A 25,741-nucleotide genomic window follows, 5' to 3' on the forward strand; every position below is an offset into this window, starting at 1 on the left:
CTCTGCCCGCGGAGCCCCTGCCACACGAGGATGAAGAAGGATGAAGGAGGACATGATGACCATCAGATCCGGTGCTCCCGTGGTGGTGGCGGTGGACGGTTCGACGTCGGCCCTGGAGGCGGTGCGGGTCGCCGCCCGGGAGGCCATGGCGCGACACCGTCCGCTGCGGGTGGTGCACGCGTTCATCTGGCCGCTCTACGACGTACCGCTTGTTCCCGCGCCGGGCGCTCCCGTCGACGCCGGGCTTCGCCACCAGGCGGAGCTGACCGTCGCCGAGGCGGTGACTGAGGCCGGCAAGACCGCGCCGGAGCTCTCGGTCAGCGGGGCCGTGGTCGACGGCGCAGCCACGCCGGTGCTCGTGGCCGAGTCCCGGGACGCGGCGCTGCTGGTGCTCGGCAGCCGCGGCCTCGGAGGGTTCGCCGAGCTGCTGATCGGCTCGGTGGCGGTGCAGGTCTCCGCCCGCGCCGAGTGCCCGGTGCTGGTGGTCAAGGGTGAGGCGCGTGCCGACGGGCCGGTGCTGGTCGGCATCGACGGCTCGGACCTGTCAACGGAGGCCCTGGAATTCGCCTTCGAGGAGGCCGCGTTGCGGGGCGCCGAGTTGGTGGCCGTGCACGCCTGGCTCACGCCCACCCCGACCGGCCCGGACGACCTCCTGCCGCTGGCGTACGACGTGACAGCGCTCGCCGCCGACGAGGAACGGGTACTCGCCGAGTCCGTAGCCGGCTGGTCCCACCGGTATCCCGAGGTGCCGGTTTGCCGCCGGGTGGCGTACGGCGCGGCGGCGCGAGTGCTGGTGGAGCAGTCCGCCGCGGCGCAGCTCACCGTGGTCGGAGCGCACGGCCGGGGCGCCCTCGCCAGTGCTCTGCTCGGCTCGGTCAGCCACGCGGTGCTGCACCACTCGCACAGCCCGCTGGCGATCGTCCGACACCGCCGGGACACCTGACCGCTGTTCCCTCGTCCGCGCCGGCCCCTTCCCGGCCGGCGCGGACCCACGCCGGGCCCAGGCGTGGTCCTGCACCGGCTTGACGGCGCGTCCCGGCACTGCGGCGGTGGTGCGCGGTCGACAATGACCTGACCGACCGAGGGAGTCCCGATGAACCGTCCTGTCGTGGTGGGTGTGGACGGATCGCCGTCCAGCCTCGTCGCCGCGGACCACGCGGCCCGCGCCGCCCTGCTCCGGGCCCGGCCACTGCTTCTGGTGCACGGCTACCTGCACCCGCTCGGGTACGGCGTGCCACTCAACCCGTACGACCTCGGGGTGCCGGCGCCCTCCGAGGAGGCGCAGAAGATGTTGGAGCGCACGGCGGCCGACCTGACCGACCGCTGGCCCGGCCTCACCGTCGAGGTGCGCCAGATCGCCGGCGGCCCCGGCGCGACGATGGTCGAGGAATCCCGCCGGGCAGAGCTCGTCGTGGTGGGCAGTCGAGGGATCGGCGGGTTCACCGGCCTGCTGCTCGGCTCGGTCGGCGCGCAGGTGGCCGCGCACGCGCACTGCCCGGTGCTGGTCGTACGCCCGGATGAGCAGCCGATCCCGGTGGACGCGCCGGTGCTGGTCGGCGTCGACGGGTCGGAGTCATCCCGACTCGCCGTGGAGTACGGCGCCGACGAGGCGGCACGCCGCGAGGTCCCGCTGGTGCTGGTGCATGTCAGCCCGGCGGACGGCGACCGGCAGGTGCCGGACGAGGTGGAGGAGTCTCAGGCCGCGTACCAGGCCGAGGCGGTGCGGCTGCTGGCCGACGCCTCCCTCACGGTTCGTTCGGAGCATCCCGGCCTGCTGGTGCGAGAACATCCGGTCCGGGCGGCCGGGGCGGCCCAGGGGCTCATCGAGGCGAGCGGGACCGCGTCGCTGCTGGTCGTGGGCACCCGGGGCCGGCACGGATTCATCGGAATGCTGCTCGGCTCGGTCAGTCAGGCGGCGATCCAGCACGCGCACTGCCCGGTGCTGGTGGCGCACCCGTACGACCAGGCGGGGTGACCGGGGCGTCGTCGCCCCGGCCGAGCATCTGCAGGAAGTCGGTGGTGAGCGCGAACGGGTCAGCCGGGCCGGTGGCCGGCAGCCGACGCTCGACCTGGTCGGCCAACTCCCCGGCCGCACGTCTGATCCGGCCCCGCAACGCGCCGTCGGCGGTGCCGTCGGACCAGTCCTCCGGGGCGGCGAAGACCGCCGTGGGGACCACCACCGCGCGCAGGTAGCTGAACATCGGGCGGACGGCGTGCTCCAGGGCCAGCGAGTGACGGGCGGTGCCGCCGGTGGCCCCGATCAGCACCGGCCGGTCGACCAGCGACCCGGCGTCCAGCACGTCGAAGAAGGACTTGAACAGCCCGTTGTACGAGGCGCTGAAGATCGGGGTGACCGCGATGATCCCGTCCGCCCCGGTCACCGCGTCGATGGCCCCGCGCAATGCGGCCGGCGGGAAACCGGTGAGCATGTTGTTCACCACGTCGTGCGCGTACTCCCGCAGGTCGACGACGCGCAACTCCACCTCGGAGCCGCGCCGGACCAACTCGTCGCGGGTGGCCGCGGCGAGCTGGTCGGCGAGCAGCCTGGTCGACGAGGGCTGACTCAGCCCCGCGGAGACCACGGCCAGGGTGCGGTGGGTCATCGCGCCACCTCCGGTGCCTTGCCCGTCACGTCGTCGACGGCGTGGACGGTGCTGTCCTTGGCGCCGCCCGCCGCGGCGAGCAGCGAGGCGTGGGTCGGCGCCTCCGGCACGTGCGCCGGGCGCAGCGCGGCGAACTCCTTGCGTAGCACCGGCACGACCTCCTCGCCGAGCAGGTCGAGCTGCTCCAGCACGGTCTTCAGCGGCAGCCCGGCGTGGTCCATCAGGAACAGCTGCCGCTGGTAGTCACCGACGTAGTCGCGGAAACCCAGGGTGCGGTCGATGACCTGCTGCGGGCTGCCCACTGTCAGCGGGGTCTCCCGGCTGAACTCCTCCAGCGACGGCCCGTGCCCGTAGACCGGGGCGTTGTCGAAGTACGGTCGGAACTCCCGGACCGCGTCCTGGGAGTTGCGCCGCATGAACACCTGCCCGCCGAGGCCGACGATGGCCTGGTCGGCGGAGCCGTGGCCGTAGTGCGCGTACCGCTCCCGGTAGAGCGCGATCATCCGCTGGGTGTGCTCCTTGGGCCAGAAGATGTGGTTGGCGAAGAAGCCGTCACCGTAGTACGCGGCCTGCTCGGCGATCTCGGGGCTGCGGATCGAACCGTGCCAGACGAACGGGGGAACCCCGTCGAGCGGGCGCGGCGTCGAGGTGAACGACTGCAGCGGGGTGCGGTGGCGGCCCTTCCAGTCGACGACGTCCTCGCGCCAGAGCCGGCGCAGCAGGTCGTAGTTCTCGATGGCCAGCGGGATGCCGGCGCGGATGTCCTTGCCGAACCACGGGTAGACCGGGCCGGTGTTGCCGCGACCCATCATCAGGTCCACCCGACCGTCGGCGAGGTGCTGGAGCATCGCGTAGTCCTCGGCGATCTTCACCGGGTCGTTCGTGGTGATCAGCGTCGTCGCGGTGGACAGCAGCAGCCGCTCGGTACGCGCCGCGATGTGACCGAGCATTGTGGTCGGCGACGAGGGCACGAACGGCGGGTTGTGGTGCTCGCCGGTGGCGAAGACGTCCAGACCGACCTCTTCGGCCTTCAGTGCGATGGCGACCATCGCCTTGATCCGCTCATGCTCGGTCGGCTCCCGACCTGTGGTCGGGTCGACCGTGACGTCGCCGACGGTGAAGACTCCGAACTGCATGACCAGCTCCTCGTGTGTCCGACCGGGCCGTGCGCCCGGACGTTGCGCACAACTTATTTGACGCCGCAACTATTCCGCTGGCGGACGGTCTCCCGGTGGCGCCGGTCACGTCCGGACGCGGACACGCCACCGGAACCTGACACCGGATGTCAGTCACCCTGGGACAGGATGACGGCATGACCGAACGCGCCGAGGGCACCTTCACGCTGGACACCTGGGACCAGGAACCGTACGACGACGCCGCGGGCACCACACTGGCCGAGGCCCGGATCAGCAAGACGTTCTCCGGCGACCTGGTCGGCACCAGCCGCACCCGGATCCTGATGTGCCGCACGCCGGTGGAGAAGTCGGCGGCGTACGTGGGGTTCGAACGGTTCACCGGCTCGCTCGCCGGCCGGGTCGGCGATTTCGTGCTGCACCACACCGCGGGCAGCGATGGCGACGGCTCGGCCCTGTCCTGGACCGTGGTGCCCGACTCGGGCAGCGGCGAGCTGCGTGGCCTACGCGGCGGCGGGCAGATCATCGGTGGCCCGGACGGCGGCCACGCCTACCTGCTCGACTACGAGCTGCCCTGACCGCCGCCCGGCCGGGTCAGCCGCCCGCGACCGAGGGCAGCACCTGCACCTCGGCGTCGTCGCCGACCGGGGTGGCCAGCCCGCCCGAGTGCCGGCAGTCCTCCCCGTCGACGTAGACGTTGACGTAGCGGCGCAGCTCGCCGCGCTCGTCGCGAATGCGCCGGGCCAGCCGCGGATGATCGGCGGCCACCTCGTCGAGGACCGCCCGCAGTGTGCCGGCGGCGGTGACACTCAGCCGGCTGGCGCCGCCGGCCTCGCCGCGCAGCGGGCCGGGCAGCAGCACGGTGACCACGTCACACCGCCGCGGCGCGGACGCAGAGCACGTCGGGCAGGTGCGCGGCCACCAGGGACCAGGAGTCGCCCTCGTCCCGGCTGGCGTAGACCTCGCCGGAGCGCGTGCCGAAGTAGACGCCGCCCGGGGACGAGTCGTCGGCGCACATCGCGTCGCGCAGCACCGCCGGGTAGAACGGGCCCTCGGGCAGCCCCACCGACAGCGGCTCCCACTTGCCGCCGGCGTCCGCCGAGCGGAACACCCGGCAGCGGTGGTCGGTGGGGAACCGCTCGCTGTCGGCCACCAGCGGGAACGTCCACACCGTCCCGGCGCGTCCGGGGTGGGTCACCATCGCGAAGCCGAAGTCGCTGGGCAGCCCGTCGGCGATCGAGGACCAGGTGCGGCCGTCGTCGTCGGAGCGGTAGACACCGTGGTGGTTCTGCGCGTACAGCCGCTCGGGGTTGCCGGCGTCCCGCGCGACCTTGTGGACACACTGGCCGAACTCCGGCCACTCGTCGGGCATGAAGTAGGCGCGGATGCCGGTGTTGCCCGGCGCCCAGCTCGCCCCGGCGTCCTCAGAGCGGTAGACGCCGCCGGTGGACATGGCGACCAGCACCCGGGCCGGGTCGCGCGGGTGGGGCAGCACTGTGTGCACGGCCTGGCCGCCGAAGCCAGCCCCCCACTCGGGGCGGTGCGGGTGGTCCCACAGCGAACGGACCAGCTCGAAGCTGCGACCACCGTCGGTGGACCGGAACAGCGCCGAGGGCTCCGTGCCGGCCCAGACGACGTCCGGCGCGTCGGGGCCGGCCGGCATCAGCTGCCAGACCCGCCCGAGGGTCGCGCCCGTGTCGGACGGGAAGGCGACCGGCGCCTCGTCGGGCTCGTCCCAGGAAGCGCCGAGGTCGTCGCTGGTGGCGACGCTGGGCCCGAAGTGCGAACTGGTCACCCCCGCGAGCAGCCGTGGGGTGGGGCGACGGGTGTCGACCGCGACCGCGTAGACCCCCGTCATCGGAAAGTGCGGGCCGGTGATCTCCCAACTGCGCCGGTCGTCGGCGCTGGTGGCGAGAAACAAACCCTTGGCCGTGCCGATCGCGAGCAGCGTTGCCATGACGTCCTCCGAACCGTCGGCGAGCAGGTGCGGTGATTATGGCCACACCCCCCGACAGTTTCGCCAGGGCACACGCCGCGGCCGCTCAACGCCGGGTGCGGGGCACGTGCCGGCGGTACGCGCTGACCGCCGGGTCGCCGTCCAGCCAGAACCGCCACGGCAGGTCGTGCGCTCCGGTCACGCCGACCCGTGGACCGGCGGCCACCGCCTCCGCCGGCACCGGAGTCGCCGCGGGGCGCAACCGGACCGGTCCGTCGCCGAGCAGGTACCCGCCGTACGCGGCGCGGTCGATGCCGAGCGTGGCGCAGAGCCGAGCCGGCCCCCGGGCCAGGTCCACGTCCCGACGTACGGCCGGTCGCCGGGCCCGTGCCGTGTCCAGCCCGTCGACCACCGCGCCGGCGCGCAGCAGCACCGCGGCGGCCTCCCCCTCGACCCCGGTGACCACGTTCATGCACCAGTGCATGCCGTAGGTGAAGTAGACGTAGATGTGCCCGGCCGGCCCGAACATCACCGCGTTGCGCGGGGTGCGCCCCCGGTGCGCGTGCGAGGCCGGGTCCCCGGCCGTGCCGGCGTACGCCTCGACCTCGGTGATCCGGACGGTGACCCCGCCGGCGTGCAGCAGGCAGCCGAGCAGCCCGCGCGCGGCCGGCAGGAGCGGGCCGGCGAGCAGATCCGCGAGCGCCGCGCGGTCGTCGGCGGCGAGGTCGCTGGGCAGCAGGTCCATGACTCGACGGTACCCAGCCCACCGCCCGGGCGCCGCGACCGGGCGGACGTCTTTCAACAGTCTGTTGACAACAGTTCGTTGATGGGCTGTGATCGGGGTATGACGACGGACAAAGCGTTCACCGCACCCGACCCGGCCCGCGCCCGCGCCCACCGCACGCACGAGGCGCTGCAACGGATCAGCGAGCGGCACGCCGGCACCGAAGCCCGGCGGGGGCGCTGGGCCCACCCGTACGTGCTGGATCCGTGGGAGGCGGTGGCCCTGGTCACCGCGCTGGCCGCGGGCGGGGCCGAACGGGAGCCCACGGAGGAGCCGGTCGACGGCGCCGACCTCACCGCCGCGCTGACCCTGCTGCCGCACGTCCGCGCGGAGCTGGACGCCCTGGAGGCGGGCCTGTTGACGCTGGCCCGCGACCGGGGGCTGACCTGGCAGGCCATCGCGTACGGGCTGGGCCTGGGCAGCGCGCAGGCCGCCCGGCAGCGCTACGAGCGGATCGCCGCCCGCTCCGCCGAGCAGGCCGGCTGACCCGCCACCTGCTCAGAGGTGGCGACCCGGCCGGCACGGCGCGCCGACCAGCGGCCGGGCGGGCAGACTGTGCGCTACGACGATTCCGGGAGGCACCCATGGAGCGCGCGGAGATGCTGGCGTACTGCCTGGCCAAGCCGGGGGCGTGGCTGGACCGGCCGTGGGAGGGCGACGAGGTGGTGAAGGTGGGCAGCCGGATCTTCGCCTTCCTCGGCAACGGGGACGGCAACCCGACGATCGGGGTGAAGTGCGGCCCGACCCGCGAGGTGGCCGACGAGTGGCTGCACCGGCACCCCGACGACGCCCGGGTGATGGCCTACATCGGCCGGTCCGGGTGGAACACGCTGCGCCTGGACGGCGGGATCGACCAGGAGGAGCTCTCCGAGGCCGTTGACGCGTCGTACGACATGGTCGTCGCCAAGCTCCCCAAGCGGGAGCGCCCGACGGCCTGAACCGGCCGCGGCGCCGGAAGCGGGCAGCACCGGCGCCACGGCGAGATCAGCGCGGAACGACCCGCTCGGTGGCCCAGTCCCGCCAGCCGACCAGCCGGTCCGCGGCGTCGGCGAGCTGGTCGGCGACCGGCCCGGGGCCGGTCGAGCCGGGGGTGGTCCGGGCCGCGAGGGCCGAACGCACCGAGAGCACCTTGCGCACCGATGGGTCGAGGTGCTCGCTGACCGCGGCCAGATCGGCGTCGGAGACCTCCTCCAGCTCGCACTCCCGGGCCGCGCAGAGCGCCACCAGCCGGCCGGTGATCTCGTGCGCGTCGCGGAACGGCACGCCCCTGCGCACGAGCCAGTCGGCCACCTCGGTGGCCAGCGAGAAGCCGACCGGCGCGGCGGCCACCAGACGGTCCACCCGGACCGTCATCGTGGAGATCATTCCCGCCAGGGCCGGGAGCAGCAGCTCCAGCGTGTCGACCGCGTCGAAGGCCGGCTCCTTGTCCTCCTGCATGTCCCGGTCGTAGGTCATCGGCAGACCCTTGAGCATGGTCAGCACGGTCATCAGCCCGCCGACCAGCCGACCGGACTTGCCCCGGGCCAGCTCGGCGATGTCCGCGTTCTTCTTCTGCGGCATGATCGACGAACCGGTCGCGAACGCGTCGTCCAGCTCCACCCAGCCGAACTCGTGCGAGGTCCAGAGCACCACCTCCTCGCCGAGCCGGGACAGGTGCACCCCGATCATGGCGGTGGTGAAGAGGAACTCGGCGACGAAGTCCCGGTCGGCGACGGCGTCCATGGAGTTGGCGAACGACGTGCGGAAGCCCAGCTCCTTCGCCACCGCCACCGGGTCCAGCGGCAGCCCGGAGCCGGCCAGCGCGCCGGCACCGAGCGGGCTGATCGCCGCACGGTGATCCCAGTCGCGCAGCCGTTCCAGGTCGCGCAGCAGCGGCTGCACGTGGGCGAGCAGCCAGTGCCCGAAGGTGACCGGCTGGGCGTGCTGGAGGTGGGTCATGCCGGGTGCGGCGGTATCGACGTGCCGCTCGGCCTGCTCGACCAGCGCCTCGGCCAGCTCCACCAGCCGGCCGGCCACACCCCGGGCGTGGTCACGCAGGTAGAGCCGCAGGTCCGTGGCGACCTGGTCGTTGCGGGACCGGCCGGCGCGCAGCTTGCCGCCGAGGCTGCCCAGGCGCTCCAGCAGGCCGCGTTCCAGCGCGGTGTGCACGTCCTCGTCGTCGACAGTGGGCCGGAACGACCCGGACGCGCAGGCGGCCTCCAGGTCGTCCAGGGCCGCCAGGATCCGGCCCAGTTCCTCGGGGTCGAGCAGGCCGGCTCCCGCCAGGACCCGGGCGTGCGCCCGGGAACCGGCGATGTCGTACGGGGCCAGGCGCCAGTCGAACTGCACGCTCACCGACAGCCGGGCGAGCGCCTCGGCGGGACCGCCGGCGAACCGGCCACCCCACAGGCTCGTCCGGTTGGTGGCGGCGCTGTTCTCGGTCAGGCTCTTGTCGTCCACGCCGCCCATTGTGGGGCTCACTGGCCGGAGCCGCCCAGCCGGGCGTTCCGCGCGGCGGCCATCCGGCTCGGCAGGCCCCACAGCTGCACGAAACCCTTCGCGAGGGACTGGTCGAAGGTGTCGCCGGTGTCGTAGGTGGCCATTCCGAAGTCGTAGAGGCTCGCCTCGGAGCGCCGACCGGTGACGGTGGCCCGGCCGCCGTGCAGGGTCATCCGCACCTCGCCGCTCACGTGCCGCTGCGCGTCGTCGATGAAGGCGTCCAGCGAGTCCTTCAGCGGCGAGAACCACAGGCCGTCGTAGACCAGCTCACCCCAGCGCTGGTCGACGCCCCGCTTGAACCGGGCCAGGTCCCGCTCCACGGTGACCGCCTCCAGCTCCTGGTGGGCGGTGATCAGCGCGATCGCGCCGGGAGCCTCGTACACCTCGCGGCTCTTGATGCCGACCAGCCGGTCCTCGACCATGTCGAGCCGGCCCACGCCCTGCGCCCCCGCGCGCCGGTTCAGCTCCAGGATCGCCTGGTACGGGGTGACCGTCTCGCCGTCGATGGCGACCGGTACGCCGGCGTCGAAGGTGATCACGACCTCGTCGGCGTCGCGGTCCTGCGACGGGTCGGAGGTGTACGAGTAGAGGTCCTCGATCGGGGCGTTCCAGATGTCCTCCAGGAAGCCGGTCTCCACCGCGCGGCCCCACAGGTTCTGGTCGATGGAGTACGGAGACTTGGCCGACACGTCGATCGGCAGCCCCTTCTCCTCGGCGAACGCGATCGCCTTGTCCCGCGTCCAGGCGAAGTCCCGGGCCGGCGCGATGATCTTGAGGTCGGGGGCGAGCGCGTTCAGGCCGACCTCGAACCGGACCTGGTCGTTGCCCTTGCCGGTGCAGCCGTGCGAGACGATCGTCCCGCCGTGCTTGCGCGCCGCGGCCACCAGGTGCTTGACGATCAGCGGCCGGGACAGCGCCGAGACCAGCGGGTAGCGGTCCATGTAGAGGGCGTTCGCCCGGATGGCCGGCAGGCAGTAGTCGGCGGCGAACTCGTCGCGCGCGTCGACCAGCTCGGACTCGGCGGCGCCGCAGTCCAGCGCACGCTGCCGGATGGCCTCGAGGTCCTCGCCGCCCTGCCCGACGTCGACCGCCACCGCGATCACCTCGGCGCCGGTCTGCTCGGCCAGGTAAGGAATGGCGACGGAGGTGTCCAGTCCCCCGGAGTACGCCAGGACGACCCGCTCAGTCATGTGGTGCTCCCTTCAACGTTGTCTTCCCTGCGGGCCCAGCCGGCGAGCTTCTCGCCGAGTGCGGCCCCGCCGACGGCCTCGCGGGCCACGACGAGGATGGTGTCGTCGCCGGCGATGGTGCCGACGATCTCGGGCAGGCCCGCTCGGTCCAACGCGCTGGCCAGGTACTGGGCTGCGCCCGGCGGGGTACGCAGCACTGCGATGTTGCCGCTGGAGTCGACCCCGTTGAGCAGCTCGCGCAGCAGCCGCACCAGCCGGGCGGGGGCCGCCTCGGCGTCGCGCAGCGGCCGGTGGCCGTCCTCGGGGATCAGGTAGACCGCCGGTCCGTCGCCGCCGCGCACCTTGACCGCGCCCAGCTCCTCCAGGTCCCGCGAGAGGGTGGCCTGGGTGACCGCGACGCCGTCGCCGGCGAGCAGGTCGGCCAGCTCGGTCTGCGACCGGACGGCCTTGTCACGGATCAGCTCGACGATCCGGGCGTGCCGCGCGGCGCGGGTCAGCGGGGCGGTCATCGGGACTCCCCGATCGTCGCGGCCCCGGCGCCCACCAGGAACGTGAGCAGCGCCTTCTGGGTGTGCAGCCGGTTCTCGGCCTGATCGAAGACCGCGCTCTGCGGGCCGTCGAGCACCTCGTCGGTGATTTCTTCACCGCGGTGCGCGGGCAGGCAGTGCAGCACGATCGCGTCCGGCGCGGCCTGGCCGAGCAGCTCCTTGTTGACCTGGTAGGGCAGGAACGGGGTGATCCGGTCCAGCCCGTCGTCCTCCTGCCCCATCGAGGTCCAGGCGTCGGTGGCCACCACGTCGGCGTCGCGGACCGCCTGGCCCGGATCGGTCAGGATCCGCACCGACCCGCCGGTGCCGGCGGCGATCTCCGCCGCCCGACTCACCACGCTCGGATCCGGTGCGAAGCCGGCCGGCCCGGCGACCCGCACGTGCATCCCGGCCGTCGCCCCGGCCAGCAGGTACGACTGCGCCATGTTGTTCGCGCCGTCCCCCACGTAGGTCAGGGTGCGGCCGGCCGTGCCGCCGCACCGCTCGCGGACGGTGAGCAGGTCGGCCAGCAACTGGCAGGGGTGGAAACCGTCGGTGAGCGCGTTGATCACCGGCACGCTCGCGCCCGCCGCCACCTCGGCGATCCGGTCGTCGCCGTGGGTGCGCAGCACGATGGCCGCGACGTAACGGGACAGCACGCGCCCGGCGTCGGCCAGCGACTCGCCCCGACCGAAGTGGGTGACCTGGGTGTCCACCACGAGGGGGTGCCCGCCCAGCTCGGCGATCCCGACGTCGAACGAGATCCGGGTGCGCAGGCTCTGCTTGTCGAAGAGCACCGCCACCGAGCGCGGCCCGGACAGCGGCCGGTGGCCGAACCGGTCCGCCTTCATCCGCGCCGCCAGGTCGAGAACCGTGGCCTGCTCGGCGGGCGAGAGATCGTCGTCGCGCAGAAAGTGCCGGCTCATGCGGTCGTCCCCGTCGTGGTCGTGATCGGCGTCGGGATCGTGGACGATTCCGACCCCTGCAGGGGTGCTGTCCCTGTGGGCTTTGCGGTGCCGGCGGCCGCGGGGGCCGCGGCGGCCAGGGCGGCGGGCAGCGCGGCGAGGAAGGCGTCCACCTGGGCGGTGGTGAGAATCAGCGGCGGGGCCAGCCGGAGCACGCCCGGCTGCACCGGGTTGACCAGGAAACCGGCCTCGCGCAGCGCCTCGGCGAGCACCGGCGCCACCGGCGCGGTGAGCGCCACACCGAGCAGCAGACCGGCGCCGCGCACCCCGGCGACCAGCGGGTGATTCAGGGCCTCGATCCCGCGGCGCAGCCGTTCGCCGACCCGCTTCACGCGATCGAGCAAACCCTCGTTGGCGATGGTCGCCACCACGGCGAGCGCGGCGGCGCAGCTGACCGGGTTGCCGCCGAAGGTGGTGCCGTGCGAGCCGGGGGTGAGCAGGTCGGCGGCCCGACCGAAGGCCAGCGTGGCGCCGAGCGGCAGCCCGCCGCCCAGCCCCTTGGCCAGGGTGACCACGTCCGGCTCCACGCCCTCGGCCTGATGGGCGAACCAGTGCCCGGTGCGGCCGATGCCGGTCTGCACCTCGTCGAGCACGAGCAGCGTCCCGTGGCTTGCGGTGATCCGCCGGGCGGCGGCGAGGTAACCGGCCGGGGGTACGAGCACGCCGTTCTCGCCCTGGATCGGCTCCAGGATCACCATGGCGGTGGCGTCGGTGACCGCGGCGTCGAGGGCGGCCACGTCGCCGTATTCCACGTGGGTCACCTCGCCGGGCAGCGGGCGGAACGGGTCGGCCTTGGCCGGCTGGCCGGTCAGCGCGAGAGCTCCCATGGTCCGGCCGTGGAATCCGCCCCGGGTGGCCACCACGTGGCTGCGGCCGGTGCGCCGGGAGAGCTTGAACGCCGCCTCGTTCGCCTCCGCGCCGGAGTTGGCGAAGAAGACCCGGCCGGGCCGGCCGGCGAGCGCCAGCAGCAGCTCCGCGAGGGCGACCGGCGGCTCGGCCACGTAGAGGTTGGAGACGTGTCCGAGGGTGGCGACCTGCTTCGAGACGGCGGCCACCACGGCCGGGTGGGCGTGGCCCAGGGCGTTCACCGCGATCCCGCCCACCAGGTCCAGGTATTCCCGGCCGGCGTCGTCGACCACGACGGCGCCGGCGCCGGAGACCAGCGCCATCGGCGGGGTGCCGTAGTTGTCCATCATGGACTGACTCCAGCGCTGCACAAGCGTGCTCATGACGGAATCACCATCGTTCCGAACCCTTCCGAGGTGAACACCTCGAGCAACGTGGAGTGCGCGACCCGACCGTCGACGACGTGCGCGGCCGGGACTCCTCCGCGCACCGCCCGAAGGCACGCCTCCATCTTCGGCACCATCCCCGACTCGAGGCTGGGCAGCAGTTTCGCCAGGTCGTCGTCGTTGATCTCGGAGACCAGGCTGGTGGTGTCCGGCCAGTCGGCGTACAGGCCGGCCACGTCGGTGAGGACGACGAGCTTGCGGGCCTGCAACGCGACGGCCAGCGCGGCGGCGGCGGTGTCCGCGTTGAGGTTGTGCAGCACCCCGTCGGCGTCCGGCGCGACCGTGGAGATCACCGGGATCCGGCCGGCCGTGATCAGGTCGGTCACCGCCGACACGTCCACCGACTCGACGTCGCCGACCTGGCCGACGTCGACCGGCAGCCCGTCCACGTACGCCGGGCGGCGCACCGCGGTGAACAGCCGGGCGTCCTCGCCGGAGAGGCCGACGGCGAAGGGCCCGTGCGAGTTGATCAGGCCGACCAGTTCCCGGCCCACCTGCCCGACCAGCACCATCCGGACCACGTCCATGGCTTCGGCGGTGGTCACCCGCAGGCCGCCACGGAACTCGCTGGTGATGCCGAGCCGGCCCAGCATGGCGGAGATCTGCGGGCCGCCGCCGTGCACCACCACCGGCTTGAGGCCGGCGTACCGCAGGAAGACCATGTCGGCGGCGAACGCCCGCTGCAACTCGGGGTCGGTCATGGCGTTGCCGCCGTACTTGACCACCACAGTGGAGCCGGAGAAGCGCGCCAGCCAGGGCAGCGCCTCGATCAGCGTCTCCGCCTTGACCTGGGCGCGGGTGAGGTCGGTGCTGAGGCTCATGTGGAGTACGCCGAGTTCTCGTGCACGTACGCGTGGGACAGGTCGTTGGTCCAGATCGTCGCGGCCGACGTGCCGGCGTGCAGGTCGATCCGGATGGTCACGTCCCGCCCGGTCAGGTCGACCTTCGAGCGGTCCTCGGCGGCGCCGCCGCCCCGGCACACCCACACCCCGTTGACTGCCACGTCGACCCCGTCCGGCTCGAACGCGGCGGTGGTCGTGCCGACCGCGGCGAGGATCCGCCCCCAGTTCGGGTCGTTGCCGAACAACGCGGTCTTGACCAGGTTGTTGCGGGCCACCGTGCGGCCCACCTCGACCGCGTCGTCCTCGTCGGCGGCGCCGACCACGTCGATGGCGATCTGCTTGGTGGCGCCCTCGGCGTCGGCGACCAACTGCTGGGCCAGGTCGTGGCAGGCCGCGGTGACCGCCGCGGCCAGTTCGGCAGGCGTCGGCTCGATGCCGCTCGCGCCGCTGGACAGCAGCAGCACAGTGTCGTTTGTCGACATGCAGCCGTCGGAGTCGACCCGGTCGAAGCTGACCCGGGTGGCCGCGCGCAGCACCTCGTCGAGCAGCTCCGGTCCGGCCACCGCGTCGGTGGTCAGAACGCAGAGCATGGTGGCCATCCCCGGCGCGAGCATCCCGGCGCCCTTGGCCATCCCGCCGACCGTCCAGCCGCTGCCCCGGGCCACAGTGGTCTTCGATCGGGTGTCCGTGGTCATGATGGCCTCGGCGGCGGCCGTGCCGCCGTCGCGCGACAGCCCCCGGATCGCCGAGCGGACGCCGGGCAGCAGCTTCGGCATGGGGAGCCGCTCGCCGATCAGCCCGGTGGAGCAGACCGCCACCTCCCCCGCGCCGAGCATCAGCCGCGGGCTGACCGAGGTCAGCGCGGCGGCGGTGTGCTCGGCGGTGGCGTGGGTGTCCTGGAAGCCGGCCGGGCCGGTGCAGGCGTTGGCGCCACCGGAGTTGAGCACGACCGCGCGGACCACGCCGCCGTTGACGACCTGCTGGGTCCAGAGCACCGGCGCGGCCTTGATCCGGTTGGTGGTGAAGACCCCGGCGACGCCGGCGTCCGGGCCGTCGTTCACCACCAGCGCGATGTCGGTGCCACCACTGGCCTTGAGGCCGGCGGCCACACCGGCGGCCCGGAACCCTCGGGGGGTGGTGACGCTCATGGGTTTACCCCCCAGATCGACAGGCCGGTGGTCTCCGGCAGGCCGAGCATCAGGTTGGCGTTCTGGACGGCCTGGCCGGCGGCGCCCTTGCCCAGGTTGTCCAACGCGCTGAGCACGATCAGTCGGCCGGAGTCCACGTCGACGGTGGCCTGCAGGTGGCAGGAGTTCGAGCCCAGCGTGGCCGCGGTGTGCGGCCACCTGCCCTCGGGCAGGACATGCACGAACGGCGCGTCCGCGTACGCCTGCGCCAGCACGTGCTGCGGGTCGACGCCGCGCGTCGGCACCGCGGTGACCGTGGCCAGGATGCCGCGCGGCATCGGCGCCAGGACCGGGGTGAGCGACAAGCCGGTCGCCCCGGACGCCTGCTTGATCTCCGGCACGTGCTGGTGGGTGCCCACCCGGTACGGCGACAGGTCCCCCATCACCTCGCTGGCCAGCAGGTGCGGCTTGGCCGCCCGTCCGGCGCCGGAGGTGCCGGAGGCGGCGACCACCACCACGTCGGCGGGGCTGGCCGCACCGGCCGCGATCAGCGGCGCGAGCGCCAGGATGATCGCGGCGGCGTAGCAGCCGGTGTTCGCCACGCGGGTGGAGGCGGCGATCAGCTCCCGCTGGCCGGGCAGCTCGGGCAGGCCGTAGGTCCACTGCCCGGCGTACGGGCCGCCGTAGTACTGAGCCCAGTGGTAGGGGTCGGCGAGCCGGTGGTCCGCCCCCAGGTCGACGATCCGCACGTGCGGCGGGATCTGGGCGGCCAGCACCGCCGACTCGCCGTGCGGCACGGCCAGGAAGACCAGGTCCGCGTCGGTGAGCGTCGTCGGGTCGGTCTCGCCGAACACCAGGTCGAGCCCGGTGAGCTGCGGGTGCACCACGTCGACGCGGTGCCCGGCCTGGCGGTGCGCGGTGGCGGCGACCAGGTCGAACTCCGGGTGCCCGGCGACCAGGCGCAGCAGCTCGCCCCCGGCGTAACCGCTCGCTCCGGCGACCGCGACTCGGATTCCCATACTCACCTCCGCATGACTATGCAACGAAGGCTAGCAGTCATGATCGAGGCACTGCAAGTTCATGCAGTGCATTGCATGGGAATGATGCGCGTGACGCCGGACACACGTCCGTCCCGGGTCGCGGGCGACCCGGCCGGGAACGAACGGAACGGAACCGGACGCGGATCCGTCGTCCCGACCGCACCTGAACCTCCGTTAAATCGACTAACATAACTGCCTGGCGGTGGTGCGGCCGGCCCGTCCGGCCCACGGGGGCACCCGACGGAGGACGCAGTGGGCCTGTCGTTCGAGATCCTCGGTCCGGTTCGGGTACGCCGCGACGGTCAGCCCGTACGGGCGCCGGCCGGCCGACCCACCGCCCTGCTGGTCACACTGCTGCTGCACGCCGGCGTGGCGGTCCCCGTCGAACGACTGCGCGAGGAGTTGTGGGGTGAGCGGGCGCCCGCCTCGGCCGTGGCGAATCTGCGCAGCCACGCCAGCCAGCTGCGCCACCTGCTGGACTCTCCCGGCGAACCGGTCCGGCTGCCCGCCGAGCACGGCGGGTACCTGCTCCGGGTCGAGCCGGGCGAGCTGGATGCCGCCGAGTTCGAGCGGCTCGCCACCGAGGGGCACGCGGCCCGCATCGGCGGGGAACCGGAACTGGCGGCCACCCTGCTGGGCCGTGCGCTGGCGCTCTGGTCGCCGATCGACCCGCCCCCGGCGTACGGGCCGGCGACCGCCGCGGCCTTCGACCGGCTGCGCGAGCGGCGGGCCGGCGCCCGGGAGACGTACGCGGCGTGCCGGCTGGACCTGGGCGACCGCGGTACGCCGGCGCTGCTGGGCCTGCTCCGCGCCCACCTGGCCGAGCATCCGCTGCGCGAGCCCGCGTGGGCGCTGCTGATGACCGCCCAGCACCGCGCCGGCGACCAGGCGGGCGCGGTGCAGACCTACCGGGCGGCGTGCCGGGCTCTCGCCGGCGAGTTGGGTGTGGCACCCGGGCCCGAGCTGACCGAGCTGTACCGGTCGGTCCGCCGGCGCGCGTCCCGGCCGGCGGCCCCGCCCCGGCGGCGTGGCACCACCCGCACCCGGGCCCGCCCGGTCGAGCCGCCCGGGCCGCGGGTGCCGCATGAGCTGCCCTGTCCCGCCGCGCCGTTCGTCGGCCGGCGGGCCGAGCTGACCCGGCTGCGCACCGCCCTCGCCAACGCCCGGCCGGAACCGGTCACCATCGCCGTCTACGGCATGGCCGGCACCGGCAAGTCGGCACTGGCGCTGCGCGCCGCGGCGGAGGCGCTGGACGCCTTCCCCGACGGCCAGCTCCACCTCGACCTCGGCGGGTCGGTCGCCGACGTCCCACCACCGCCGCTCCAGGTGGCCACCCGCGTGCTGCGGGCCCTGCGCGTGGGCGCCGGCGAGCCGGAGCCGACCACAGTGGCGGAAGCGCGGGCCCTGGTCCGATCGCTGCTGTTCGGTCGCCGGGTGCTGCTGGTGCTCGACAACGCCGCCGACGCCGCCCAGGTCGACGGCCTGCTGCCGGTGCGCGGAGGGTGCGCGCTGCTGGTCACCAGCCGCACACCGGTAATCACCGGCGACGGCCTGGCGCTGCGGCTCGACCCGCTCCCGCCCGTCGACGCGCTGGCGCTGCTGCGGGCCACCGCCGGGGACCGCCCGGTGGACGAGGAGCTGGCCGCCGCCTCGGCGGTGGTCAACCTCTGCGAGCGGCTGCCGCTCGCGCTGCGCACCGCGTCCCGCCGGCTGATCGAGGGGCCGCACTGGTCGCTGACCCGCCTGGCCCGGCGGCTGCGCGACGAGCGGTACCGGTTGGCCGAGACCGGGCTGCGGCCCCGGCTCAGCGCCAGCTACCGCCGGCTCGGCTCGGCGGCGCCGGTCTTCCGCCGGCTCGGCCAAGCGCACCCCGGGCCGGTCACCCCGGAGTTGGCAGCCGCGCTGACCGGGGCGCCGCGGGAGGACGCGGCGCGGGCACTGGACCGGCTGGTCGCCGCGCAGCTCGCCGAGCCGGCCGGCCCGGGCCGGTTCCACATCGGCGAGCTGGTCCGGCTCTACGCCGCCGAACTCGCCGCCACCGAGGCGAACGGGCACGCCGCCGGTCAGACCGGGGCCGGGGCGTCCTCCCGGTAGCCACGGGCCTGCAGGGTGAACAACCGGGCGTATCCGCCGGCGGCGGCGAGCAGCTGCCCGTGGTCGCCGCGCTCGACGACCCGGCCGTCGGCGAGCACCACTATGGCGTCCGCGTCGCGCACCGCGTTGAGCCGGTGCGAGATGAGCAGACTGGTCCGGCCCCGGCGCAGCTCGCCGAGCCGGCGGTGCAGGTCGTGTTCCGCCTCGGCGTCCAGGCCGGAGCTGGGCTCGTCGAGGATCAGCAGGTCCCGGTCGGCCCGCAGGAAGCCCCGGGCCAGCGCCACCCGCTGCCACTGGCCACCGGAGAGCACCACCCCGGCCTGCGGGTCGTCCCGGTCCGGCCCGTCGAAGAAGATCCGGGTCAGCAGGGTGTCGTAGCCGCGGGGCAGCGCGGTCAGCGCGTCGTCGATGCCGGCGTGCCGGGCGGCCGCGCGTAGCCGCTCCGGGTCGTCGCGGGCGCTGAGGTCGCCCAGCGCGATGTTCTCGGCCGCGCTGAGGTCGTACGGCATGAAGTCCTGGAACACCGCACCGAGGCGCTCCCGCAGCGCCGCCGGATCGAGCTCGCGCAGGTCGATCCCGTCCCACCGGATGCTGCCGCGTTCCGGGTCGTAGAACCGGCAGAGCAGCTTGACAAGTGTGCTCTTGCCGGCGCCGTTGAGCCCGACCAGCGCGGTGGTCGAGCCGGCCGGCAGGTACAGGTCCACCCCGCGCAGCACCCACGGATGCTGCGGCGAGTAGCGGAACCACACGTCGCGCAGCTCGATGCCCTCGGTCAACGGCGGCACCGGCCGGGGCGTGGCCGGCATCGGCAGGTCCGGCTCGACGTGCGCCACCTGGTCGTAGTGCTCGAAGAGCAGCAGCGCCTGGTGGATCGCGCCGAGCTGGCCGACCAGGCTGCCCAGCGCCCCCTGCACCCCCGGCACGGCGGCCAGGTAGATCACGACGTCGCCGGGGGTCAGCCCGCCGGCGAGCGCGACCGAGACGGTGTAGACCACGCCGATACCCGCCACTGCCGCGCCGAGCAGCCCGAGCACGGCCTGGGCCCGCACCTCCCGGCGGTCCAGCCGCTGCTCCACCCGGTGCATGGCGTGCAGCTCGTCGAGCATCCGGTCGCCGAAGAACCGCCCCAGCCCGAACAGCCGCACCTCCTTCGCCGCCGGCACGCCCACCAGCAGCTGGGCGAAGAACAGGTCCCGCCGTTGGAAGTGCTCCAACCGCAGCACCATCGCCGCGCGGGCCCGGTTGAGTCGCAGCTGCATCCAGAGCGTGGGCAACGCGGCGACCAGCACCAGCACCCCGATCAGCGGGTTGAGCACCAGCAGGACGCCGAGAAAGCCCGCCATCGCCAGCACGCTCTGCACCGCGCCGAACGCGTTGCCGGTCAGCTGGGTGGGGCCGAGGTGACCGGTCTGCTGGGCGGCCTGCAACCGGTCCTGGAACTCCGGATCCTCCAGCCGGACGAGGCCGATCAGGCGCTGCACCGCGTCGTACAGGCGGCGGCGCACCAGCCGGGACACCGCCCGTGACCGTTCCGCCGCCACGTAGGTACGCAGGTGCGGCAGGACCGTGCCGAGCGCGGCGGCAAGCGCCAGGCCGGCACCGAGCACGGTCAGCGGGACGCCGGTCGGGCCGCCACCGGTGAGCCGGTCCAGCAGCAGCTTGGTCAGCCCGGCGACGAGCACCGGGGTCAGCCCGGCCAGCACCGCGAACACCAGGTCGGCGGCGGTGCCCGCCGGGGCGGCCCGCCAGGTCAGGCCGAGGGCCGCCCGGGCGTGGCGAACAGCCCGTCGCGGTACCAGTCGGGGCTCGCTCACCGCGCCACCGGAAGGTCCAACCGGGCGATGCCGAACGCGGTCGACGCGACGATCCCGCGCTCGTCGAGCAGCCCGAACGCCGGGAACCCCTTGACACCGAACGCGAGCGGCAGCGCACCCGTACCTGGCTCGACGAAGACGGTCGCCAGGCCGGTGAACCGATCGGCGTACGGCTCGGTCTCCGGGCCCTTGCCGACCACCACGATCCAGACGTGCTCGGGGCCGCCCGGCATCGTCCGCGCCCGCTCGACCAGCAACGGCAGTTGCTCCTCGCAGTGCTCGCAGCTCGGCGAGAGGAACGCGACCAGAGTCATCGGCGGCAGGTCGGCGCGGCCGAGCACCCGGCCGTCCACTGTGGTCGAGACGAAGTCACCGGGAATCGAGCCGACCTCCAGCATCACCGCCGGCGGTTGGCCCTGCTGATCGCTGAGCAGGTCGGTGTGCTCGCGCAGCCGACGGATCACGCCGAGCAGCAGGATCAGGTTGAGCAGGCCGAGGGCGGCGACGAGGACGACGGCGACGGTCAGCAGCGCCATGGGGGGCTCCTTCGAAGATGGCGGGGATACGGGCCAGGGTCATGGCCGGCCGGCCGGGCGGGACGCCCGGGACGGGGTGGGGGCGAACAGGGTCACCAGGTCGTCGAGGCGGACCACCACTGCGGCGAGCGGGACAGCCACGCCGACGGCGAACAGCACCTGCGGCGCCGACGGAGCTGGCCCGGTCGCGGTGGCCCAGCCGAGCAGGCCCAGCAGCGCCACCGCTGTGAGAGCGAGGTTGCGCCCGACGTGCCGGGCGCCGATGGGCGCGTCACCGGCGCCGAAGCAGCGGCAGGCCGGACGGGCGCCCCGGTGCAGCGCCCGAACGATCGCGGCGGTGAGCACGCCGAGCAACCCCGCGGCCAACAGCAGCCCTGCGGGCACGGCACGGGGGACGGCGAGCAGCACGACCACGCCCGCCTCGGCGGCGACCGCGGCACGGGCCGCCGCGGGCGCCCACCGGGCGGGCACACCGAACTGGCCGACCGACCCGACGAACTCCGCGAAACCCGCCCGGGTCCGCAGCTTGCCGACGACCGCGACGAGGAACACCAGGGCCAGCAGCAACCTCGCGGTCAGTTCCAGCGCTCGCATCCGTACGCCACCTCCTTGCCGGGAGGCCCACGCTAGGAGCGCCGGATACATCGCTGATACATCGACCGCCGCCGTCGACACCGTCGGCTGTACCAGCGGTGTACCGGGCCGCCGTAGCGTCCCGGCAACGATCCGTATCGGGAGGAGGTGAACGGATGTTCCGTCGACTGGAGAGCCTGGGCGAGCGGATGCTCGGCGTGTTCGTGCCCAAGGTGACGGCGGCCGCCGGCTGTCCGCCGGACCCGTGGTGCGCGCTCTGTGGAACGTGCTACTTCAAGCGGTGCAGCCAGAACTTGGGCTGCCAGACGTTCTGCGGCAGCTGCGGCTACTACTGCAGCGCGGGCGCGAGCACGATGACCGCTCTCTGCTGAGGCGGTGACGGCGTGCCGCCCGGCCCTGGGCCGGGGGGCACGCCGTCCTGTGTGTCGGTTGCCCCTGGCGGGTCAGTCCGCGCGCAGGCGCGGCCGGACCACCACCCCCAGCACGTCCGGCTCGGGGATGTAGCCGCACTCGCGGGAGTCGTAGCTCTGCGACGGGTTGTCGCCGAGCACGACCAGCCGCCCCGTCGGCACCACCCGCTCGCCGCCCTGGCGCAGCAGCGGCACCCGGTCCACCGGCACCGGATCGCCCGGCACCGCGTACGCCCGTTTGATCAGCAGGCCGGGGCCGCCGGACGCGTCCGGGCGGGTCGGGTGGCCGGCGGTCATCCTGGCCGGGGCCACCACCACGACCACGTCGCCGGGACGGACCCGGGCCAGTGGCAACCGCCGGGCCAGCACCCGGTCACCGGAGCGCAGCGTCGGCTCCATGCTGCGCCCCACCACCGCGACCAGCAGCAGGTGCCGGCGGGCCCAGAGCAGGCCGGCGGTGGCCACCGAGAGCACGGCGGCCACCACGAGCCATCCCAGCACCGGCACCCCTCAGGCGCCGCGCAGGGTGGCGCCGAAGCGCTCGGCGGCCACGGCGACGGCCGCGTCCCGGGCGGCCACCGCCTCCTCGACGGTGAGCGTCCGGTCCGGCGCCCGGAAGGTGAGCTTGTACGCCAGCGACCGGCGACCCGCGCCCAGCTGCTCACCGGAGTACACGTCGAACAGTCGCACGTCCTCCAGCAGCTCGCCGGCGCCCGCCTCCAGCGCCCGACGCACCTGCTCCGCCGGCACCGACTCGTCCACCACCAGCGCCACGTCGATCAGCGCCGGCGGGAAGCTCGACACCGCCGGGGCGGGCCTCACCGGGGCGGACGGCAGCGCGTCCAGCGACAGCTCCATCGCGCAGGTCCGGCGGGGCAGCTCCAGCGCCGCCACCACCGCCGGGTGCAGCTCGCCGGCGTGCCCGACGACCATGCCGTCGACCCGCAGCTCGGCGCAGCGGCCGGGGTGCCACGGGGCGTACTCGGCGGCACGCACCTCGACCCACTCGTCGGGGATGCCGGCGGCGGCCAACACGTCGCGGGCCGCCTCGATGGCGTCCGCCCAGCCGGCCGCCCGACCCGGACCCCACCAGCCGGCCGGGTCGATGTCACCGGTCAGCACCACCGCGACGTGCACGGGCTGCGCCGGCACCACCGCGTCGGCGGCCGCGAACTCCTCGTCGGTGGGGCGCCGGTCCACGCCCATCGCCGGCGGGCTGCCGGCCCCGACGCGCGGGTGGAACACCGCCCCGATCTCGTAGAGCGCCACGTCACGGTGCCCCCGGCCGAGGTTGCGCTTGAGAATGCCGAGCAGCGGGCCGAGCAGCGTGGTGCGCAGCAGCGGCTCCTCCTCGGACAGCGGGTTGGCCAGCCGCACCGCGGGCCGGCGCGGGTCGTCGGCCGGCAGGCCCAGCACGTCGGCCAGCTCCGGCGACACGAACGGGTGCGCGAGCACCTCCACGTACCCCCGCTCGGCCAGCGATGAGGCGACCGCCCGGCGCCGGCGCTGCCGCGGGGTCAACCCGCGGCCCGGCGGCGCGGTCGGCAGCACCGACGGCACCCGGTCGTACCCGTCGAGGCGGACCACCTCCTCGACGAGGTCGGCCGGGTCGGTCAGGTCGGGCCGCCAGCTGGGTGGCGTGACGCTGAGCGCGACACCGGCGCCGCTGGCGACGCCGACCGCGCCCGGGTCCTCGGCCAACCGGTCCGCGCCCTGCGCGACCGTGCAGCCGACCCGCTCCAGCAGGGCGACCACCCGCGCCGGCGGGTACTCCACCCCGACCCGCCGGGTGGGCAGGTCGGCCGGCAGGGTGATCGGGGTACGCGGACGGACGTGGTCGATGTCCAGGATCTCCGCACCCGGAGTGCCGCCACCGTGCTCGGTGAGCAGCCGCACGGCCCGCTCCAGCGCGACCAGCGGCAGGGCCGGATCGACTCCCCGCTCCCAACGCTTCGCGGCCTCGCTGAACAGCTTGTGCCGGCGGGCGGTGCGCCCGACCATCGCCGGGTCCCAGTGTGCGGCCTCGAAGAGCACGTTGGTGGTGCCGGCGACGACCTCACTGGTTTCGCCGCCCATCACCGCGGCGAGCGAGATCGGGCCGGTGTCATCGCAGATCACCATGTCGTCGCCGGCGAGCACCCGCTGCACCCCGTCCAGGGTGGTCAGCTTCTCCCCCGGCTCGGCGCGGCGGACCACCAGCGGCCCGGCGATCCGGTCGGCGTCGAAGGCGTGCATCGGCTGGCCCAGCTCCAGCATCACGTAGTTGGTGATGTCGACCGGCAGCGAGATGCTGCGGATGCCAGCGGTGACGAGCCGCTGCTGCATCCACGACGGCGTGGGCGCGGTCGGGTCGACGCCGCGGACCAGGCGGGCGGCGAAACGGTCGCAGCCGACCGGGTCGCGCACCTCCACCGGGTACGCCGGCGCCTCGGTGCCGGTCGGCGCGGGCACCAGGGCCGGGTCGTGCAACGGCACGTCGAAGGCGTGCGACAGCTCCCGGGCCAGGCCGCGCAGGCTCAGCGCGTACCCCCGGTCGGGGGTGATCTCCAGCTCGAGCACCACGTCGTCGAGGCCGACCACCGGCCGCGCGTCGTCGCCCGGCTTGGCCGCCACGTCCGGCGGCAGCACGATGATGCCGGAGTGGTCGTCGCCCAGGCCCAGCTCCTTCGCGGAGCAGATCATGCCGTTGGAGTTGTGCCCGTAGGTCTTGCGGGCGCCGATGGCGAAGCCGCCGGGCAGTACGCCGCCGGGCAGGATCACCACCACCCGGTCGCCGGGGGCGAAGTTGCGGGCCCCGCAGACGATCTCCTGCGGCTCGCCGGTGCCGTTGGCGTCACCCACGTCGACCCGGCAGAACCGGATCGGCTTCTTGAAGCCGGTGAGCTCCTCGATCTCGCGCACCTCGCCGACGACCAACTGGCCGGTGACTGTCGCCCGCAGGTCCACCACGGACTCGACCTCGATGCCGAGGTCGATCAGGGCCTGCTCCAGGTCACCGGTGGGCAGGTCGGCGGGGAGGTCGACGTACTCCCGCAGCCAACTGACAGAAACTCGCATGACTTCAGACCACCGTTCCCGTGTCTCGTACCCGCATCGCCTACGCCCCGGTCCCGAGCGCCCGGCTGAACCGCACGTCGCCCTCGAAGAGATGGCGGATGTCGCTGACCCCGTGCCGGACCATCAGGGTCCGGTCGATGCCCATCCCGAAGGCGAATCCGGAGTAGACCTCCGGGTCCACGCCGCAGGCGCGCAGCACCCGCGGGTTGACCATCCCGCAGCCGCCCCACTCGACCCACTGGGGGCCGTCGCGGTGCTCCGGGAACCAGACGTCGAACTCCGCCGACGGCTCGGTGAACGGGAAGTAGTGCGGCCGCCACCGGGTCTTCGCCTCCGGGCCGAACATGGCGCGGGCGAAGTGGTCGAGCGTGCCCCGCAGGTGCGCCATCGTGATGCCCTTGTCGACCACCAGACCCTCGGCCTGGTGGAACACCGGGCTGTGGGTGGCGTCGATCTCGTCGGTGCGGTAGACGCGACCGGGCACGATCACGTAGATCGGCGGCTTGCGGCTGAGCATCGTGCGGGTCTGCACGGTCGAGGTGTGCGTGCGCAGCACCAGGCCGGAGCCCTCCGGTGCGATGTGGAAGGTGTCCATCAGCCCGCGCGCCGGGTGGTCGGCGGGGATGTTCAACGCGTCGAAGTTGACCCACTCCAGGTCGACCTCGGGGCCCTCGGCCACCTCGTAGCCCATCCCGACGAACAGGTCGCTTATCGACTCCATCAGGGTGCTCAGCGGGTGCCGGGCGCCGCGCGGACGCCGGTCGTAGGGCAGGGTGACGTCCACCCGCTCCTCGACCAGCACCCGCTCGGCCTGCTCGCGCTCGAGGACCTCGGCGCGGTCGGCGTAGGCGGTCTCGATCGCCCGGCGGGCCTCGTTGACCCGCTTGCCGGCATCGGACTTCGCGGCCGGCGGCAACGCGCCGATCTCCCGGCGGGCCAGCGAGACCGGGGACCGGTCACCGAGGTGCGCGGGGCGCAGCGCGGTCAGCGCGTCCGGGTCGGTGGCCGCCGTGAACGCCTTCGTGGCGTCGGCGACGGCCGCGGCCAGGGCGGCCGGGTCGAGCAGGGCGACCTGCTTCGGGTCGTACGGATCGTTGCGGTAGCTCATGGCGTACGGGCACTCCCTCACGGCGGCGCCAGCCCTCACCGGGGCGGCTAGGCGAGTCTACGGACGCGCGGCTGTGCCGCAGCCCGCCGGTAGGAGTCGTGCAGGGAGCAGGTCAGGCCCGCCGCCCGCCGACACCGGCGGGCTGGCTAAACGAACGCCGTGGCGCGTTCATCGACGGACGCTCTCCCCTGCGGTCTGTGCGCCGGTGTGG

Annotated in this window: 26 protein-coding genes; 7 read left to right on the plus strand and 19 right to left on the minus strand. The window is 73.9% G+C overall.

Annotated features, from left to right (window positions below; genetic code table 11):
* Positions 1-55 precede the first annotated feature (55 nt).
* The gene (locus GA0070607_RS01505) at positions 56-943 is read left to right on the plus strand and encodes a universal stress protein (RefSeq protein WP_089021583.1); all 888 of its coding nucleotides are present in this window, start codon (positions 56-58) and stop codon (positions 941-943) included.
* A 150-nt stretch (positions 944-1,093) separates the two neighbouring features.
* Entirely contained in the window at positions 1,094-1,975 is an 882-nt protein-coding gene (locus tag GA0070607_RS01510; RefSeq protein ID WP_089016543.1) for a universal stress protein, read from the plus strand.
* Here the strand turns inward: GA0070607_RS01510 and GA0070607_RS01515 are convergent.
* Positions 1,905-2,603 (minus strand): FMN reductase, encoded by a 699-nt coding sequence (locus GA0070607_RS01515; RefSeq protein ID WP_089016544.1) that lies wholly within the window; start codon positions 2,601-2,603, stop codon positions 1,905-1,907. The two genes, GA0070607_RS01510 and GA0070607_RS01515, sit on opposite strands and share 71 nt — an antisense overlap.
* Positions 2,600-3,739 (minus strand): LLM class flavin-dependent oxidoreductase, encoded by a 1,140-nt coding sequence (locus GA0070607_RS01520; RefSeq protein ID WP_089016545.1) that lies wholly within the window; start codon positions 3,737-3,739, stop codon positions 2,600-2,602. Before GA0070607_RS01520 ends, GA0070607_RS01515 begins: the two co-directional genes overlap by 4 nt.
* Positions 3,740-3,915: 176 nt before the next feature.
* Here GA0070607_RS01520 and GA0070607_RS01525 point away from each other — a divergent pair, with 176 nt between their 5' ends.
* Positions 3,916-4,314, plus strand: a complete 399-nt coding sequence (locus GA0070607_RS01525) for a DUF3224 domain-containing protein (RefSeq protein WP_197701227.1) — start codon at positions 3,916-3,918, stop codon at positions 4,312-4,314.
* A gap of 16 nt (positions 4,315-4,330) precedes the next feature.
* Here GA0070607_RS01525 and GA0070607_RS01530 read toward each other — a convergent pair whose 3' ends face one another.
* The 3 genes from GA0070607_RS01530 to GA0070607_RS01540 form a co-directional block, all read right to left on the minus strand.
* Positions 4,331-4,606, minus strand: coding sequence for a ubiquitin-like small modifier protein 1 (locus GA0070607_RS01530; RefSeq protein WP_089016547.1), 276 nt, complete (start codon positions 4,604-4,606; stop codon positions 4,331-4,333).
* A 1-nt stretch (position 4,607) separates the two neighbouring features.
* Entirely contained in the window at positions 4,608-5,693 is a 1,086-nt protein-coding gene (locus GA0070607_RS01535; RefSeq protein WP_089016548.1) for a WD40/YVTN/BNR-like repeat-containing protein, read from the minus strand.
* 85 nt (positions 5,694-5,778) lie between these two features.
* Positions 5,779-6,417, minus strand: coding sequence for a DNA-3-methyladenine glycosylase (locus tag GA0070607_RS01540; RefSeq protein WP_089016549.1), 639 nt, complete (start codon positions 6,415-6,417; stop codon positions 5,779-5,781).
* A gap of 99 nt (positions 6,418-6,516) precedes the next feature.
* On the opposite strand from GA0070607_RS01540, the gene GA0070607_RS01545 reads away from it, so the two are divergent.
* Together GA0070607_RS01545 and GA0070607_RS01550 are read left to right on the plus strand one after the other, a co-directional pair.
* A complete protein-coding gene (locus GA0070607_RS01545; RefSeq protein WP_089016550.1) occupies positions 6,517-6,942 on the plus strand; it encodes a DNA-binding protein in 426 nt (141 codons plus the stop codon).
* 98 nt (positions 6,943-7,040) lie between these two features.
* Positions 7,041-7,394, plus strand: coding sequence for an MmcQ/YjbR family DNA-binding protein (locus GA0070607_RS01550; protein ID WP_089016551.1), 354 nt, complete (start codon positions 7,041-7,043; stop codon positions 7,392-7,394).
* A 46-nt stretch (positions 7,395-7,440) separates the two neighbouring features.
* Here the strand turns inward: GA0070607_RS01550 and argH are convergent, their stop codons facing one another.
* The 8 genes from argH to argC are packed head-to-tail and all read right to left on the minus strand — an operon-like array spanning position 7,441 to position 15,896.
* The gene (gene argH, locus GA0070607_RS01555) at positions 7,441-8,904 is read right to left on the minus strand and encodes an argininosuccinate lyase (protein WP_089016552.1); all 1,464 of its coding nucleotides are present in this window, start codon (positions 8,902-8,904) and stop codon (positions 7,441-7,443) included.
* A gap of 8 nt (positions 8,905-8,912) precedes the next feature.
* Positions 8,913-10,124: an argininosuccinate synthase gene (locus GA0070607_RS01560; RefSeq protein WP_089016553.1), complete on the minus strand. Its 1,212-nt coding sequence runs from the start codon at positions 10,122-10,124 to the stop codon at positions 8,913-8,915.
* A complete protein-coding gene (locus tag GA0070607_RS01565; RefSeq protein ID WP_089016554.1) occupies positions 10,121-10,633 on the minus strand; it encodes an arginine repressor in 513 nt (170 codons plus the stop codon). Before GA0070607_RS01565 ends, GA0070607_RS01560 begins: the two co-directional genes overlap by 4 nt.
* Complete coding sequence (argF, locus tag GA0070607_RS01570; protein ID WP_089016555.1) at positions 10,630-11,577, minus strand: ornithine carbamoyltransferase; 948 nt, start codon at positions 11,575-11,577, stop codon at positions 10,630-10,632. Before argF ends, GA0070607_RS01565 begins: the two co-directional genes overlap by 4 nt.
* Entirely contained in the window at positions 11,574-12,845 is a 1,272-nt protein-coding gene (locus GA0070607_RS01575) for an acetylornithine transaminase (RefSeq protein ID WP_089016556.1), read from the minus strand. Before GA0070607_RS01575 ends, argF begins: the two co-directional genes overlap by 4 nt.
* Positions 12,842-13,729: an acetylglutamate kinase gene (argB, locus tag GA0070607_RS01580; RefSeq protein WP_089016557.1), complete on the minus strand. Its 888-nt coding sequence runs from the start codon at positions 13,727-13,729 to the stop codon at positions 12,842-12,844. Before argB ends, GA0070607_RS01575 begins: the two co-directional genes overlap by 4 nt.
* On the minus strand, positions 13,726-14,898 hold the full coding sequence (gene argJ / locus GA0070607_RS01585) for a bifunctional glutamate N-acetyltransferase/amino-acid acetyltransferase ArgJ (RefSeq protein WP_089016558.1): 1,173 nt from the start codon (positions 14,896-14,898) through the stop codon (positions 13,726-13,728). Before argJ ends, argB begins: the two co-directional genes overlap by 4 nt.
* Positions 14,895-15,896: an N-acetyl-gamma-glutamyl-phosphate reductase gene (argC, locus tag GA0070607_RS01590; RefSeq protein WP_089016559.1), complete on the minus strand. Its 1,002-nt coding sequence runs from the start codon at positions 15,894-15,896 to the stop codon at positions 14,895-14,897. Before argC ends, argJ begins: the two co-directional genes overlap by 4 nt.
* Before the next feature lie 273 nt (positions 15,897-16,169).
* Between argC and GA0070607_RS01595 the strand changes: the two genes are divergently transcribed.
* Entirely contained in the window at positions 16,170-18,011 is a 1,842-nt protein-coding gene (locus tag GA0070607_RS01595) for an AfsR/SARP family transcriptional regulator (protein ID WP_089016560.1), read from the plus strand.
* Here GA0070607_RS01595 and GA0070607_RS01600 read toward each other — a convergent pair.
* From GA0070607_RS01600 to GA0070607_RS01610, 3 genes are read right to left on the minus strand one after another with little or no spacing between them, the layout of a single operon-like run.
* Positions 17,981-19,825, minus strand: a complete 1,845-nt coding sequence (locus tag GA0070607_RS01600) for an ABC transporter ATP-binding protein (protein ID WP_089016561.1) — start codon at positions 19,823-19,825, stop codon at positions 17,981-17,983. The genes GA0070607_RS01595 and GA0070607_RS01600 overlap by 31 nt on opposite strands.
* Positions 19,822-20,361 (minus strand): TlpA family protein disulfide reductase, encoded by a 540-nt coding sequence (locus GA0070607_RS01605; protein WP_089016562.1) that lies wholly within the window; start codon positions 20,359-20,361, stop codon positions 19,822-19,824. Before GA0070607_RS01605 ends, GA0070607_RS01600 begins: the two co-directional genes overlap by 4 nt.
* Positions 20,362-20,400: 39 nt before the next feature.
* Positions 20,401-20,955 carry a MauE/DoxX family redox-associated membrane protein gene (locus GA0070607_RS01610; RefSeq protein ID WP_089016563.1) on the minus strand — a complete coding sequence of 185 codons (555 nt, stop codon included), beginning with the start codon at positions 20,953-20,955 and terminating at the stop codon, positions 20,401-20,403.
* 155 nt (positions 20,956-21,110) lie between these two features.
* Here GA0070607_RS01610 and GA0070607_RS01615 point away from each other — a divergent pair, with 155 nt between their 5' ends.
* Entirely contained in the window at positions 21,111-21,326 is a 216-nt protein-coding gene (locus tag GA0070607_RS01615) for a hypothetical protein (RefSeq protein WP_089016564.1), read from the plus strand.
* Between the two features lie 72 nt (positions 21,327-21,398).
* On the opposite strand, the gene GA0070607_RS01620 is transcribed toward GA0070607_RS01615, so the two are convergent.
* From GA0070607_RS01620 to pheS, 3 genes are read right to left on the minus strand one after another with little or no spacing between them, the layout of a single operon-like run.
* A complete protein-coding gene (locus GA0070607_RS01620; protein WP_089021584.1) occupies positions 21,399-21,866 on the minus strand; it encodes a S26 family signal peptidase in 468 nt (155 codons plus the stop codon).
* Between the two features lie 9 nt (positions 21,867-21,875).
* On the minus strand, positions 21,876-24,422 hold the full coding sequence (pheT, locus tag GA0070607_RS01625) for a phenylalanine--tRNA ligase subunit beta (protein WP_089016565.1): 2,547 nt from the start codon (positions 24,420-24,422) through the stop codon (positions 21,876-21,878).
* 40 nt (positions 24,423-24,462) lie between these two features.
* Positions 24,463-25,530 (minus strand): phenylalanine--tRNA ligase subunit alpha, encoded by a 1,068-nt coding sequence (gene pheS / locus GA0070607_RS01630; RefSeq protein ID WP_089016566.1) that lies wholly within the window; start codon positions 25,528-25,530, stop codon positions 24,463-24,465.
* Positions 25,531-25,741: the final 211 nt, after the last annotated feature.

The sequence above is a fragment of the Micromonospora coriariae genome (assembly GCF_900091455.1).
In the GTDB taxonomy this organism is placed as follows: Bacteria; Actinomycetota; Actinomycetes; order Mycobacteriales; family Micromonosporaceae; genus Micromonospora; species Micromonospora coriariae.